General features: G+C 72.2%; 12 protein-coding genes and 1 riboswitch. Of the genes, 2 read left to right on the top strand and 10 right to left on the bottom strand.

The features are described from left to right. The first annotated feature begins 88 nt into the window (after positions 1 to 88). Positions 89 to 1,339: a D-alanyl-D-alanine carboxypeptidase family protein gene (locus tag ACIDOF_RS15235; RefSeq protein ID WP_409006369.1), complete on the top strand. Its 1,251-nt coding sequence runs from the start codon at positions 89 to 91 to the stop codon at positions 1,337 to 1,339. 231 nt (positions 1,340 to 1,570) lie between these two features. Here ACIDOF_RS15235 and ACIDOF_RS15230 read toward each other — a convergent pair whose 3' ends face one another. The 7 genes from ACIDOF_RS15230 to ACIDOF_RS15200 form a co-directional block, all read right to left on the bottom strand. Then, complete coding sequence (locus tag ACIDOF_RS15230) at positions 1,571 to 2,452, bottom strand: YihY/virulence factor BrkB family protein (protein ID WP_409006368.1); 882 nt, start codon at positions 2,450 to 2,452, stop codon at positions 1,571 to 1,573. Further along, the gene (locus ACIDOF_RS15225) at positions 2,440 to 2,871 is read right to left on the bottom strand and encodes a GtrA family protein (protein WP_409006367.1); all 432 of its coding nucleotides are present in this window, start codon (positions 2,869 to 2,871) and stop codon (positions 2,440 to 2,442) included. Before ACIDOF_RS15225 ends, ACIDOF_RS15230 begins: the two co-directional genes overlap by 13 nt. Next, on the bottom strand, positions 2,868 to 3,821 hold the full coding sequence (locus ACIDOF_RS15220; RefSeq protein WP_409006366.1) for a decaprenyl-phosphate phosphoribosyltransferase: 954 nt from the start codon (positions 3,819 to 3,821) through the stop codon (positions 2,868 to 2,870). The genes ACIDOF_RS15225 and ACIDOF_RS15220 overlap by 4 nt, the downstream gene beginning before the upstream one ends. Beyond that, the gene (locus ACIDOF_RS15215; protein ID WP_409006365.1) at positions 3,814 to 4,359 is read right to left on the bottom strand and encodes a phosphatase PAP2 family protein; all 546 of its coding nucleotides are present in this window, start codon (positions 4,357 to 4,359) and stop codon (positions 3,814 to 3,816) included. Before ACIDOF_RS15215 ends, ACIDOF_RS15220 begins: the two co-directional genes overlap by 8 nt. A gap of 217 nt (positions 4,360 to 4,576) precedes the next feature. Then, on the bottom strand, positions 4,577 to 5,170 hold the full coding sequence (locus ACIDOF_RS15210; protein WP_409006364.1) for a 2'-5' RNA ligase family protein: 594 nt from the start codon (positions 5,168 to 5,170) through the stop codon (positions 4,577 to 4,579). A 76-nt stretch (positions 5,171 to 5,246) separates the two neighbouring features. After that, positions 5,247 to 6,266 (bottom strand): tryptophan--tRNA ligase, encoded by a 1,020-nt coding sequence (gene trpS, locus ACIDOF_RS15205; protein ID WP_409006363.1) that lies wholly within the window; start codon positions 6,264 to 6,266, stop codon positions 5,247 to 5,249. A 172-nt stretch (positions 6,267 to 6,438) separates the two neighbouring features. Beyond that, positions 6,439 to 7,890, bottom strand: a complete 1,452-nt coding sequence (locus ACIDOF_RS15200; protein ID WP_409006362.1) for a glycine hydroxymethyltransferase — start codon at positions 7,888 to 7,890, stop codon at positions 6,439 to 6,441. 71 nt (positions 7,891 to 7,961) lie between these two features. Then, positions 7,962 to 8,048: riboswitch (ZMP/ZTP riboswitch) on the bottom strand. Between the two features lie 117 nt (positions 8,049 to 8,165). On the opposite strand from ACIDOF_RS15200, the gene rocD reads away from it, so the two are divergent. After that, positions 8,166 to 9,371, top strand: a complete 1,206-nt coding sequence (rocD, locus tag ACIDOF_RS15195) for an ornithine--oxo-acid transaminase (RefSeq protein ID WP_409006361.1) — start codon at positions 8,166 to 8,168, stop codon at positions 9,369 to 9,371. Positions 9,372 to 9,421: 50 nt separating this feature from the next. Here rocD and ACIDOF_RS15190 read toward each other — a convergent pair whose 3' ends face one another. The 3 genes from ACIDOF_RS15190 to ACIDOF_RS15180 form a co-directional block, all read right to left on the bottom strand. Beyond that, on the bottom strand, positions 9,422 to 10,606 hold the full coding sequence (locus tag ACIDOF_RS15190; RefSeq protein WP_409006360.1) for a glutathionylspermidine synthase family protein: 1,185 nt from the start codon (positions 10,604 to 10,606) through the stop codon (positions 9,422 to 9,424). Positions 10,607 to 10,609: 3 nt separating this feature from the next. Further along, positions 10,610 to 10,855 carry a hypothetical protein gene (locus ACIDOF_RS15185; protein WP_409006437.1) on the bottom strand — a complete coding sequence of 82 codons (246 nt, stop codon included), beginning with the start codon at positions 10,853 to 10,855 and terminating at the stop codon, positions 10,610 to 10,612. A 543-nt stretch (positions 10,856 to 11,398) separates the two neighbouring features. After that, positions 11,399 to 12,862 carry a PLP-dependent aminotransferase family protein gene (locus ACIDOF_RS15180; RefSeq protein ID WP_409006359.1) on the bottom strand — a complete coding sequence of 488 codons (1,464 nt, stop codon included), beginning with the start codon at positions 12,860 to 12,862 and terminating at the stop codon, positions 11,399 to 11,401. Between the last annotated feature and the right edge of the window lie 47 nt (positions 12,863 to 12,909).

Genomic DNA, 12,909 nt, shown 5'->3' with positions numbered 1-12,909 from the left:
TGATGATCCGAAGACACAGCCGAACGGGCGGCGCACAGGATCGCGAATCCCCTGTACGTTCCTCACCGTGCCTGCCTTGACTGCGTCTGTGACCGCATCTCTCAAGCGAACGACCGCTGTTGCGGTGGTTTCCGCCGCCTTTCTGACCACTTCTGTCGTCTCCCTGGCCGCGCCCGCCCACGCGGACGACAAGCCGGGCGACAAGCCGGGCAAGCCGAAGCCGCCGGCGTCGATGTCGAAGGTCGGCGGGGCACGGCTCGGCCAGGCGGGTACGCAGGTCAACCTCGCGCCCGGCGTTCCGGCCCTGCCGAAGAAGCTGTCGGGCCGCTCGTGGATCGTCACGGACGCCGAGTCGGGCGACGTGCTCGCCGCGCACAACGCGCACTGGCGGCTGCCGCCCGCGAGCACCCTGAAGATGCTGTTCGCGGACACGGTCCTGCCGAAGTTCCCCAAGGACCAGGAGCACCTGGTCAAGAACTCCGAGCTGATGGACGTCGGCGTGGGCAGCAGCCTGGTCGGCATCAAGGAGAACAACACGTACTCGGTGCACGACCTGTGGCTCGGGGTGTTCCTGCGGTCCGGGAACGACGCGGTGCACGTGCTCTCCCACATGAACGGCGGCATCGAGAAGACCGTCGACGACATGCAGAAGCACGCCGACGAGCTGCAGGCCCTCGACACCCACGTGGTCAGCCCCGACGGGTACGACGCGAAGGGCCAGGTGTCGTCCGCGTACGACCTGACGCTGATCGCACGGTCGGGCATGCAGAAGAAGGACTTCAGGGAGTACGCGGCCACCGCCACCGCCCAGTTCCCCGGCGAGGGGAAGGGCAAGAAGCGGAAGCACTTCGCGATCCAGAACACCAACCGGCTGCTGACCGGCGCGGACGGAGTGACGCCGTACAAGGGCATCGCGGGCGTCAAGAACGGGTCGACGACGAACGCGGGAACGACGTTCACGGGGGTCGCCGAGCGGAACGGAAAGGTGCTGCTCGTCACGGTGATGAACCCGGACTCGGACGAATCGATGGCCGTCTACAAGGAGACCGCCCGGCTCCTCGACTGGGGCTTCGCGGCGGCCGACAAGGTGGAGCCCGTCGGGCAGCTGGTCGCACCGGCGAGCGCCAAGCGGAACGCGGAGGGTGCGGCCGCGCCGGAGAAGTCCCCGGGCGGGGAGAAGAAGAAGTCCGAGGCTGCGGCGGCGGAGGGCGAGTCGAGCGGGCTCGGGATCGCGCTCGCGGTGACGGGGGGTGTGCTGGTGCTGGTCGGGGCGGGCGTGTTCCTGGTCAACCGGCGGTGGCCGTTGCCGGATCTGGTACGTCGTATTCCGCGCCGTTGACGGGGTCACCCCCAGGGGGCTCCGCCCCCGGCCCCCCGGCTCCTCAAACGCCGGAGAGGCTCCCCGAGGTCGTCGTTCGGCTTCCCCTCCGTGGGTGGGCTGTGCCCACCCTCCCCCAAGCTCTCGGCTCCGCTCGAGCAGGGGGACCCCCATCGCCCTGCGGAACGCCTGCCCACAGCCAGTGCGCCCCTTAGGGGCGCGGGGAACTGCGCGACCAGCCACGACGGCGGGTCAGACGGACGAGACGTCCTCCCGCTCCTCCGTCCGGGGCGCCCGCGTAGCCGTCCAAGCCGCGCAGAACAGCAGCAGCTTCGCTGTGAAGTTGATCCACAGGAGGAGCGCGACGGGGACACCGAACGCGCCGTACATGGACTTGGCGGCCACGCCCTTCATGTAGCCGCCGAGCAGCGCCTTCAGCAGCTCGAAGCCGACCGCCCCGATCAGCGCGCCGACGACGAGCGGGCGGCGGTCGGGATGGACGCCGGGCAGGAGCGTCAGGACGTACAGCAGGATCAGGAAGTCCGCGAGGACGGCCAGGGCGAAGACGGCGACGGTGAGGAGCCAGCCGACCCAGACCTGGTCGTCGACGCCGAGTTCGCGGGTGATCCAGTGCACGGCCGTGTTGCCGACCGCGGAGGCGACGAGGGAGACCAGGCCGGTCGCGCCGAGGCCGAGCAGGATGCCCGCGTCCTTGGCCTTGCGGGCGATGGGGTTCTCCTCCTCGTCGTCCCGCCCCCACACCGCCCGCAGGCAGTCCCGCATCGAGCCGACCCAGCCGATGCCGGTGAACAGCAGCGCCGCGCCGGCGACGAGGCCGACGGTGCCCGCGTTGGCGACGAGCGCGCCGATGTCCAACTGCTCGGAGATGCCGGGGACTTGCTCGCTCAGCTTGTCCTGGAGCTCGCGCTGCCGCTCTTCGCCGAGGGTCGCGGCGGCGACGGCGGCGGCGACCGTGAGCAGCGGGAAGAGCGCCAGGAAACTGGTGAACGTCATGGCCGCGGCGAGCCGGGACCAGTGCACCTGGTCGAGGGTTTCGTAGGAGCGCCAGGCGTGGGTGGCCATGAGGCGGGTCACGAGCGGTCCCACGACGGGGAGGTTCTTCAGCCAGTCCATGATCTCTGTCTGCCCTCCGAGCGGAAGACCAAAGTCCGAGTACCCCAGAAGCGCACCACAGTGGCGAGCGCCATACCGACTCCCGCGCCGGAGACGGTGTCCGCGGTCTGCGAGGTGAGGCCGAACCCGTAGTGCGAGCAGGCCAGGCAGAGGAGTTGGACGAGGGCGCCCGCGACGTTCACCGCGAGGAACACCGCGTACTGGCGCAGCCGCGAGCCCTCGGGCGTGCGGTGCCGGTACGTGCCGAGGGCGTTGCCCGCGTACGCGACCGTGCAGCCCGCGACGAAACCGGCGGCCTTGGCGGTCAGCGGGTCCCAGCCGGCCGGGCCGCGCAGCCAGACGAAGAGGGCCAGGTCGGCGGCGTACGCGCAGAGGCCGGAGAGGGCGAAGCCGACGAGCTCGCCGCGTCGTACGCTCACAGGTCGGCGACCGCGAGGGCGTACAGGGCGAGCCAGACCAGGCCGATCAGGGCGAGCGGGCGGTCGCGCAGGACGACGTCCTCGGGTTCGCCGGCGGTGCCCCGGTCGGCGAAGACCGCGTACCGCAGGACCGCCAGGATGAAGGCGACCATGGAGAGTTGGCGCCACGGCAGCAGCCCCGCGTCCGCGACGCCGCCGGACTCCATGGCCCACAGGCAGTACGCGAGGACGGCGACGCCGGCGGCGAGCTGCCAGACGAAGCGGAGGTAGCCGGCGGTGTACTCGGTGAGCAGGGCGCGGGTGGCGCCGGTGCGGGCGTCCTCGACGCCGACGGACTCGGAGTAGCGCTTCGCGGCGACCATGAACAGCGCGCCGAAGCCGGTGGTGATCAGGAACCAGCGGGACAGCGGGATCTCCAGGGCGAGCCCGCCGATCATCGCGCGCATCAGGAAGCCGGTGGTGACGACGACGAGGTCGACGACGAGGACGTGCTTCAGGCTGACGCAGTACGCGAGTTGCATGCCGAGGTAGGCGGTCAGCAGCGCCGAGGTCATCGGGTTGCAGAGGAACACGGCGGCGAGCGGCGCCAGGACGGCGAGGACACCGCCGACCGCGTAGGCGACGGGCACGGGGACGTGGCCCGCGGCGACGGGGCGGCGGCACTTGGTGGGGTGGGCGCGGTCGGCCTCGGCGTCGCGGGCGTCGTTGATCAGGTAGACGGCGCTGGCGGCGGCGGTGAACAGGGCGAAGACGAGGGCGAGTTGGACGGCGGCGGTACGGGAGAACAGCTCGCCCGCGGCGGCCGGGGCGGCGACCACGAGGACGTTCTTGACCCACTGCCGGGGCCGGGCGGTCCGCAGCAGGCCGAGGGGCAGACCGACCGGGCCCACCGCGGCGGGCGCCTGCCGCGGCGGGCGGCGTTGCTCGACGAGTGCGGTGCGCTCAGCCACGGCCGCCTCCGCCCATGAGGACGGCGCCCGCGCGGGCGGCGAGCGCGCCGAGGACGGCCCCGGCGGCGACGTCGCTCGGGTAGTGCACGCCGACGACAAGCCGGGACACGCACATCGCGGCGGCGAGCGGCGGTACGAGGCGGGCGCCGAGCGGATGCAGGGCGCCGAACGCGACGGCGGCGGCCGCGGCGGAGGTGGCGTGCGAGCTGGGGAAGGAGTGCCGGCCGGCGGTGGCGACGAGGGGAGGCTGCGAGGCCCCCGCAGCATCCCCTGGCGGCTCGGTGGCCGGGCGGGGGCGGCGTACGACGCGCTTGACGCCCATGCTCGTCAGGTGGGCGGCGGCGGTGAGGGCGGTGGCGCGCAGCCAGGCGGGGCGGCGGTCGGCGTCGAGGGCGGCGCCGGTGAGGCCGGCGGCGAGCCAGAGCGCGCCGTGCTCCCCGGCGAACGAGAGGGCGCGGGCCGCGGCGGCCACCCGCCGGTCGCTGCCGCAGTCGCGTAGCGCGGCGAGGAGTCTGCGGTCCAGGTCCAGGTCGTGCACCGGGCCTCCCAAGCGGTTGTCGAATATCCCGTTTTGCCGCAAATAACCTTCCGCTGAAGAAACGAAGAATGACGGCAATATGGGGCGACACTCGCTCAATCACCCATTCCGGGGCACACCCTTCTGGGATACGCCATTCCGGGGCACGCGACAGGGCCCGCCCACCGCGAGGTGAACGGGCCCTGGACGAGGGTGAGTCGGACCTGGAGGAACGGCGTCAGGCCGTCGGCAGCGGCCCGCTCGGCGTACGCGAGTCGTGCGGCCCACCCTGGACCGGCACCGTGGTCGCCGAGCCGAAGGCGAAGTCGCGCAGCTTCCGCCAGACCGCGTCGGCGCCCTGCTCGTACAGTGCGAAGCCGGTGCAGGACCACTCCGCGGCGTACTCGCTGAGCTCGGCGAAGGCGCGGTCCATCGCCGCGTCGTCGATGCCGTGCGCCACCGTGACGTGCGGGTGGTACGGGAACTGCAGCTCGCGCGCGACCGGGCCCGAGGCGTCCCGGACCTGCTTCTGCAGCCAGGTGCAGGCCTCGGCGCCCTCGGCCACCTGCACGAAGACCACAGGGGACAGCGGGCGGAACGTGCCCGTGCCGGACAGCCGCATCGGGAAGGGCCGGCCGGCCGCCGCGACCTCTTCGAGGTGCCGCTCGATCGCCGGGAGCCGCTCCGCCTCCACCTCGGTCGGCGGCAGCAGCGTGACGTGGGTGGGAATGCCGTGTGCCGCGGGGTCACCGAAGCCCGCGCGCCGCTCCTGGAGCAGGCTGCCGTGAGGCTCCGGGACCGCGATCGAAACGCCGAGCGTTACGGTCCCCACGTCGTTCTCCTCCGTCGTGCGACTGGCCTGTGCAGGGCCCCGGCGGTCGGCGCCGGGGCCAGGGGGTGGTACGGGTTCAGTGCTTCGCCGGTACGAAACCGACCCTGTCGTACGTGGCGGCCAGCGTCTCCGCCGCCACCGACCGGGCCTTCTCCGCACCCTTGGCCAGGATCGAGTCCAGCGTCTCCGGGTCGTCGAGGTACGCCTGCGTACGCTCGCGGAACGGGGTCACGAACTCGACCATGACCTCGGCGAGGTCTGTCTTCAGCGCACCGTAGCCCTTGCCGGCGTACTTCTGCTCCAGTTCCTCGATTCCCGCTCCGGTCAGGGTGGAGTAGATGCTCAGCAGGTTGGAGACGCCGGGCTTGGCCTCCCGGTCGAAGCGGATCACGGTGTCCGTGTCGGTGACGGCGCTCTTGACCTTCTTGGCCGTGGTCTTCGGCTCGTCGAGCAGGTTGATGAGGCCCTTCGGCGTGGAGGCCGACTTGCTCATCTTGATCGACGGATCCTGAAGGTCGTAGATCTTCGCCGTCTCTTTCAGGATGTGCGGCGCCGGGACCGTGAAGGTGTCGCCGAAGCGGCCGTTGAAGCGCTCGGCGAGGTCCCGGGTCAGCTCGATGTGCTGCCGCTGGTCCTCGCCGACCGGGACCTCGTTGGCCTGGTACAGCAGGATGTCCGCGACCTGCAGGATCGGGTACGTGAACAGACCCACGGAGGCCCGGTCCGCGCCCTGCTTGGCGGACTTGTCCTTGAACTGCGTCATCCGCGAGGCCTCGCCGAAGCCCGTGAGGCAGTTCATCACCCAGGCCAGCTGGGCGTGCTCGGGCACATGGCTCTGCACGAACAGCGTGCAGCGCTCCGGGTCGAGCCCCGCGGCGAGCAGCTGGGCGGCGGCCAGCCGGGTGTTGGCGCGCAGCTCGGCCGGGTCCTGCGGGACGGTGATCGCGTGCAGGTCGACGACCATGTAGTACGCGTCGTGGGTCTCCTGCAGCGACACCCACTGGCGGACGGCGCCGAGGTAGTTGCCGAGGTGGAACGAGCCGGCGGTGGGCTGGATACCGGAGAGCACGCGAGGTCGGTTGGCCATGGGGCCCATTGTCTCAGGTGCGGGGGCGTGTTCGGCCCGGGGTACGTGTTGTTTGCCCCACCCCGCCCCTTCCCGAAATCCTGCGGAGCTTCGGGGGCTCCGCCCCCGGACCCCCGCTCCTCAAACGCCGGAGGGGCTGGTTTTTCAGCCCCTCCGGCGTTTGAGGCGGGTCAGGGGAAACTCAGCTCAGGTCCACACCGGGGTACAGCGGGAAGCCCGACACCAGGTCGGTCGCGCGGCGGGCCACCTCGTCGGAGATCTTCTCCTCCAGGACGTGCTGCGCCTTCGACGGTGCGCCCTTCGCCGTCGTGCCCGGCTCCGCCGCCGTGAGGACCGTGTCGATCAACCCCGCGATCTCGTCCATCTCCGCGGTACCGAGGCCCCGCGTCGTCAGCGCCGGCGTGCCGATGCGGATGCCGGACGTGTACCAGGCGCCGTTCGGGTCGGCGGGGATCGCGTTGCGGTTGGTGACCACGCCGGAGTCGAGCAGCGCGGCCTCGGCCTGGCGACCGGTCAGGCCGTACGAGGACGCCACGTCGATCAGGTTCAGGTGGTTGTCCGTGCCGCCCGTGACGAGGGTGGCGCCGCGGCGCATCAGGCCCTCGGCGAGGGCGCGGGCGTTGTCGACGACGCGCTGCGCGTAGTCCCGGAAGTCGGGGCGGCGGGCCTCGGCGAGGGCGACGGCCTTGGCGGCCATGACGTGCGGCAGCGGACCGCCGAGGACCATCGGGCAGCCGCGGTCGACCTGGTCCTTGAGGCTGTCGTCGCACAGGACCATGCCGCCGCGCGGGCCGCGCAGCGACTTGTGGGTGGTCGTGGTGACGATCTGGGCGTGCGGGACCGGGTCGAAGTCGCCGGTCAGGACCTTGCCGGCGACGAGGCCCGCGAAGTGCGCCATGTCGACCATGAGCGTCGCCCCGACCTCGTCGGCGATCTCCCGCATGATCCGGAAGTTCACCAGGCGCGGGTACGCCGAGTACCCGGCGACGATCACCAGCGGCTTGAACTCGCGGGCCTGCGCGCGCAGCGCCTCGTAGTCGATGAGGCCGGTGGCCGGGTCGGTGCCGTAGGAGCGCTGGTCGAACATCTTGCCCGAGATGTTCGGGCGGAAGCCGTGCGTGAGGTGGCCGCCCGCGTCCAGGGACATGCCGAGCATCCGCTGGTTGCCGAAGGCCTGGCGCAGCTCGGCCCAGTCGGCGTCGGTGAGGTCGTTGACGTTGCGGACGCCGGCGCGCTCCAGGGCCGGGGCCTCGACGCGGTCGGCGAGGATCGCCCAGAACGCGACCAGGTTGGCGTCGATGCCGGAGTGCGGCTGCGCGTACGCGTGCGCGGCGCCGAACAGCTCGCGGGCGTGCTCGGCGGCGAGGGCCTCGACGGTGTCGACGTTGCGGCAGCCGGCGTAGAAGCGGCGGCCGACGGTGCCCTCCGCGTACTTGTCGCTGAACCAGTTGCCCATCGCGAGCAGCGTCGCCGGGGAGGCGTAGTTCTCGGAGGCGATCAGCTTGAGCATCTCGCGCTGGTCGGTCAGCTCCTGGCCGATGGCGTCGGCGACGCGGGGCTCGACGCCGCGGATCACGTCGAGGGCGCTGCGGAACGCGGTCGACTCCGTGGAGCGGGGCGGGGTGGCGGACATGGTGAGGACCTCCGGACGCGGTGACGGTCGTTTCTCGGTACGACGCTTCGTACGGTCTCGTACGACGTTCTCGGTACGGCCCAGGCGCACGGCACACAGTTCACGGACCGCTCCCCGATGGTTGATCCCATCTCAGCACGCCAGTCACGGCCCGCTGCTCACCTTACCGGCGAGCGTCGCGGCGAGGTTTCCCCGTCCGTGATGCGAGCGACCATAGGCACAGGGGCGTCATCCGCTCCCCTGTCGGACCCAGCTCCACGACGAACGGAGATCCCGTGTCCCGTACGGAACAGGCCATCGCCTCGGCGGACGCCCACAGCGCGCACAACTACCACCCGCTGCCCGTGGTCGTCGCCACGGCCGAGGGCGCCTGGATGACGGACGTCGAGGGCCGGCGCTACCTCGACATGCTCGCCGGGTACTCGGCGCTGAACTTCGGGCACGGCAACCGGCGCCTCCTCGACGCCGCCCGCACCCAGCTGGAGCGGGTCACGCTGACCTCGCGGGCCTTCCACCACGACCGGTTCGCGGACTTCTGCGGGCAGCTCGCCGAGCTGTGCGGCATGGAGATGGTGCTGCCCATGAACACGGGCGCGGAGGCCGTCGAGACGGCGGTGAAGACCGCCCGGAAGTGGGGCTACCGGAACAAGGGCATCCTCGACGGCATGGCGAAGATCGTGGTCGCCGCCGACAACTTCCACGGCCGTACGACGACGATCATCAGCTTCTCCACGGACCAGGAGGCGCGCGCCGACTTCGGCCCGTACACGCCGGGCTTCGAGATCGTGCCGTACGGCGACCTGGACGCACTGCGGGCAGCCGTCACCGACAACACGGTCGCCGTGCTCCTCGAACCGATCCAGGGCGAGGCGGGCGTCCTCGTGCCGCCGCCCGGCTATCTGGCGGGCGTGCGCGAGGTGACCCGGCAGCGGAACGTGCTGTTCATCGCCGACGAGATCCAGTCGGGCCTCGGCCGTACGGGCAAGACCTTCGCGTGCGAGCACGAGGGCGTCGTCCCCGACATGTACGTGCTCGGCAAGGCGCTCGGCGGCGGGGTCGTGCCGGTGTCGGCGGTGGTGTCGTCGGCGGACGTGCTGGGTGTCTACAAGCCGGGCGAGCACGGCTCGACGTTCGGCGGGAACCCGCTCGCCTGCGCCGTCGCCCTGGAGGTGATCGCGATGCTGCGCACCGGCGAGTTCCAGGAGCGGGCCACGGAGCTGGGCGAGCATCTGCACCGCGAGCTGGGCCTGCTCGTCGGCGGCGCGGTGCGCGAGGTGCGCGGGCGGGGCCTGTGGGCGGGCGTCGACATCGACCCGTCGCACGGCACGGGCCGGGAGATCTCCGAGAAGCTGATGGAACGGGGCGTGCTGGTCAAGGACACGCACGGCTCGACGATCCGGATCGCGCCGCCGCTGGTGATCTCGAAGGAGGACCTGGACTGGGGGTTGGACCAGTTGCGGTCGGTGCTGTCGGCCAAGTAGGCCGCTGTACTCGTCGAGGGTGCCGTCGGCCACGGCACCCTCGACGCCGACTAGAGGATCACGTGCGGCAGGAACCGCGCGTACTCGTCCGTGACCAGGCCCGACGACTCGCGGATGCCGAGGCCCGCCGACTCGTCCTCCACGACCCACGCGCCGAGCACGACCCGGTTGCCGTCGAAGTCCGGCAGCGGCGCCAACTCCTGGTAGCAGCACGGCTCTTCGCGTACGACCGCGGGCTCGCCCGGCTCGTGCACCGTGACGCCGGCGCCCTCGCGGCCGAGCAGCGGCTTCGCCACGTACCCGCCCTTGTCGGCGAGTTCGCGGGGGCCGTCGAGGTAGGCGGGCAGCAGGTTCGGGTGGCCCGGGTACAGCTCCCAGAGGATCGCGAGCAGCGCCTTGTTGGAGAGCAGCATCTTCCAGGCCGGCTCGATCCACAGGGTGGTGCCGGTGCCGCCGCCGTTGTCCAGGGTGTCCAGGACCTGCGGGCCGAACGGGTCGGTGGCCAGCCACTCCCACGGGTACAGCTTGAAGCAGCTGCGGATGAAGCGGAGCTTCTCGTCCACGAACCGGCCGGACAGCTTGTCCCAGCCGATGTCCTCCATCGAGATGGCCTCGGTGTCGATCCCGGCCTGCTGCGCGGTCTCGCGGAGGTACGCGACCGTCATCAGGTCCTCGCCCAGCTCGTCGCCGTTGGAGTGCGCGAAGTAGAGCGGGCTGCCCGGCGGGAGCAGCGCGGCCTGCTTCTTCCAGGCGTCGATCAGGCGCTCGTGCAGCGAGTTCCACTGGTCGGCGCCCGGGAAGCGCTCCTCCATCCAGAACCACTGCGGGCTGGCCGCCTCGACGAGCGAGGTGGGGGTGTCCGCGTTGTACTCCAGCATCTTGGCCGGGCCCGTGCCGTCGTACCGCAGATCGAACCTGCCGTACACGGACGGGAGTTCGGCCCTGCGGCGCCAGGCGTCCGCGACCAGGGACGCGAGGCGCGGATCGGTGATGCCGAGGTCGGCGAACCGGTTCTGCTCGACGATGTGCGCGGCCGCGGCCAGGCACATCCGGTGCAGCTCCTCGACGACCTCCTCCAGCGCCTCGACCTCCGGCAGCGAGAAGACGTAGTACGCGCTCTCGTCCCAGTACGGACGCAGCGAATCGTCCGGGTAGCGGGTCAGCGGGTAGATGCAGCCCTGCTCCTCGACGGTCTGCTGCCAGCCCTCGCGGGGCTCGATCGTGCGGCGCTCCACGGGTCAGCCGCCGCTGGAGGAGGAGCAGCCGAAGCCGCCGCGGGACACGGACGACTTGTCGAAGCTGCCGCCCTCGACCTTGCCGTTCTTCGAGCTGCCGCCGTAGTAGTACGAGCCGCTGCCCCCGCTGCCGCCGCTGCCCCCGCCCTTGCACTCGTAGCTGGGCAGCTGCTTGCGGGACATGGGGTCCACGCAGCGTTTGTCCGGCTCGGAGCCGCAGGCGCTGAGGGAGACGGCGAGGAGGCCCATGCCGCCGAGTATCACTGTGCTGGAGCGCAACTTCCGCGGGCGGCGTGTGCCGGTGCCCGTGCCGGGCGCGGTTTCGGTCGCAGTGTCGACGTTCGTCATGATTCGGCCACTCCCCCGTTGTACGTGTCTGATGTTCGACTGGGGTCAGGGTAGAGAACCCTCCCCTCGGGGCCGCAAGTTGGGGCTTGGGGGGAGGTTTCTTCGTGCGGGTTGGTGGCGGTTCGCGCCACGGCTCGTCCCCCCCACCCCGCCCCTTCCCGAAAGTCCTCAGCGGACAACTCCGGGACTCCGCCCCGGGCCCCGGGGGCGTCGTTCGGCTGCCGCGCCGCTGTGGCTGATCGCGCAGTTCCCCGCGCCCCTGTCGGGGCACGGATCCCCCACGCCTGCTGTGGGAGCCCTGATAAGGGGCGCGGGGAACTGCGCGACCAGCCGCGACGGCGGGTAAGCCGGAAGACGACCCGGACGGAGCCCCTCTGGGGGCACCTCCCAGCGGTAGCTGGGGGAGATTGAGGAGCGGGGGGCCGGGGGCGGAGCCCCCTGGGGTCAGGGGGTCTCGGCCAGTACCGCGGCCAGCGCCTCGCACAGCGCGTCCAGCGCCCCCGCCCACCCGTGGTCCGGCGGTGTGCCGTAGCCGACGACCAGGGCCGCGCGGTCCGTGCGCGGGACGTCGGGGTGGCGGAAGCGGTCGAGGCCGAGGAGGGTCAGGCCCTGCCAGGCCGCCGCCCGGATCGCCGACTGCTCGGCCCCCGCCGGGAGTTCGAGCACCGCGTGCAGCCCCGCCGCGATCCCGCTCACCGACACCTGCGGCACCCGCTCGGCGAGCGCCGCCACGAGCTGGTCGCGCCGTCGCCGGTACCGCAGCCGGCAGGCCCGTACGTGCCGGTCGTACGCCCCCGACGTCAGGAACTCGGCGAGCGTCAGCTGGTCGAGTGCGCCGCAGGCCCAGTCCGAGGGGCCCTTGCCGCGCGCCACGTCCGCCGCGAGCCGGGCGGGCAGCACGAGCCAGCCGAGCCGCAGGCCGGGGGCGAGGGACTTGCTGGCGGTGCCGAGGTACACGACGCGTTCCGGGTCGAGGCCCTGGAGGGCGCCGACGGACTGCCGGTCGTAGCGGAACTCCCCGTCGTAGTCGTCCTCCACGATCAGCCCGCCGCCGCGCCGCGCCCAGTCGACGGTCTCGGCGCGCCGCTCGGGCGGCAGGGCGACGCCCAGCGGGAACTGGTGCGCGGGCGTGAGCAGCACCGCGTCGGGCCGCAGCCGCGGCAACGCGTCGGTGCGGGTGCCCTGTTCGTCGTACGGCAGCGGGGGCGTGCGCAGGCCCGCGGCGGTGAGGAGTTCGCGGTGCACGTCGAGGCCGTACGACTCGACGGCGACGGAGGGGCTGCCGCCTCGGCCCTCCCGCAGTACGCCCGCGAGGAGTTGGAGGCCGTGCGCGGCGCCGGCGCAGACGACGATGCGGTCCGGGTCGGCGTACACGCCGCGGGCGCGCGCGAGGTAGTCGGCGAGGGCGGTGCGCAGCTCGACACGGCCGCGCGGATCGCCGTACCCGAAGGCCTCGTTGGGCGCGGCGGCGACGGCCTTGCGGGCGGCCCGCAGCCATGCGGCGCGCGGGAACGCCGACAGGTCCGGGCTGCCCGGCAGCAGGTCGTGCCGCGCGGGCCCCGGCGTGCGGGGCGGCGGCGGGGGCGCGGCCGGGCGGGACACGGCGCGCTCGGCGACCCGCGTGCCGGAGCCCTGGCGCGCGGTGAGCCAGCCCTCGGCGACGAGGTCGGCGTACGCGTCGGCGACGGTGTTGCGGGCGACGCCCAGGTCGACGGCGAGGGTGCGGGAGGAGGGCAGCCGGGTGCCGGGCACGAGCCGGCCGCCGCGGACCGCTTCGCGGAGGGCGTCGGTGAGGGCTCTGCGCACGCCGGAGCCGCTGCGGGCGGCGGTTTCGCGCAGGTCGATGTGCAGGTCGACGCCGGTGCCGGAGGGCCCGGCGCCCGGCAAAGTGGCCCATGATTTCGCCATGGAAGTGGACCATACGCCTGGGCCAACACGTCCGTAGGGTCGAGTCC

The sequence above is a fragment of the Streptomyces sp. Da 82-17 genome (assembly GCF_046098215.1).
Classification (GTDB): Bacteria; Actinomycetota; Actinomycetes; order Streptomycetales; family Streptomycetaceae; genus Streptomyces.
This window is presented reverse-complemented; position numbering and strand designations above follow the sequence as displayed.

Excerpts from the sequence above, each read along its gene's own strand:
- ACIDOF_RS15185 (WP_409006437.1), bottom strand. The coding sequence starts at position 10,855 with ATGGGCCTCCTCGCCGTCTCCCTCAGCGCCTGCGGCTCCGAGCCGGAC.
- ACIDOF_RS15230 (WP_409006368.1), bottom strand. The coding sequence starts at position 2,452 with ATGGACTGGCTGAAGAACCTCCCCGTCGTGGGACCGCTCGTGACCCGC.
- ACIDOF_RS15200 (WP_409006362.1), bottom strand. The coding sequence starts at position 7,890 with ATGTCCGCCACCCCGCCCCGCTCCACGGAGTCGACCGCGTTCCGCAGC.
- ACIDOF_RS15180 (WP_409006359.1), bottom strand. The coding sequence starts at position 12,862 with ATGGCGAAATCATGGGCCACTTTGCCGGGCGCCGGGCCCTCCGGCACC.
- trpS (WP_409006363.1), bottom strand. The coding sequence starts at position 6,266 with ATGGGCCCCATGGCCAACCGACCTCGCGTGCTCTCCGGTATCCAGCCC.